This is a genomic window from Vibrio sp. 1402 (assembly GCF_033340275.1).
In genome coordinates, this window is sequence record NZ_JAWOWE010000297.1 from 1 (window position 1) to 682 (window position 682).

Genomic DNA, 682 nt, shown 5'->3' on the forward strand with positions numbered 1-682 from the left:
AACTTCGTGGCCGCCGCGATTAATCGGTCACGTTGTCATTACGAAAATGCCGCGATGAATTCGCGGCATTTTTGTTTGTTGATTGCGTATGTAATCAAGTGGCGGTGCGAAAGCGATTAGCTCTGTACCTCGACACCCGCTTCAATCTCGACAGGTTGCGCTTGTGCTTCGCTTTCTTTTGCTGCATCCAGCATTTTGCGAATAACAACCGACGCTGCCATAGCAATCGCCACCATCACAACCGCTAGTACAGTAAGCAGTTGGAAGTAATCACCGTATACGGTTTGTACGATTTCTTGAGTGATCTCTTGGCCTTTTTCCATCGCAATCGACGTTGAGAAAGCGGCACCAACGATACCACTCAGTGCGATAGCAACGGAGAATAGACTAACCGAGAAATTCTCGATGTGTTTTGGTGCTACAGACAGAATGAATGCCACAACCATTGAACCAACGATAACTTCCGCAATGGCTTGGAAGAAGTGAATCGCCAAGAAGATTTCAGGCATGATCACCACATCTTCACCAACGGTTGTGACCGCAAACGTTAGGATGCCAAATGCAATTGCAGTGAGTACAAATGCCATCGCGATTTTAGTTGCTGTCGAAAGGTGAACGTCGCGTTTTTCAAGCATACCGAAGAAACCCGCAACAATAGGGCCACCAACCATACACCAAAGTG

General features: G+C 47.2%; 1 pseudogene. It reads right to left on the bottom strand.

The annotated features are described in order from the left end of the window. Nucleotides 1–116: 116 nt before the first annotated feature. Nucleotides 117–682, bottom strand: a pseudogene (locus R7044_RS25665) (major facilitator superfamily transporter); the annotation flags it as partial.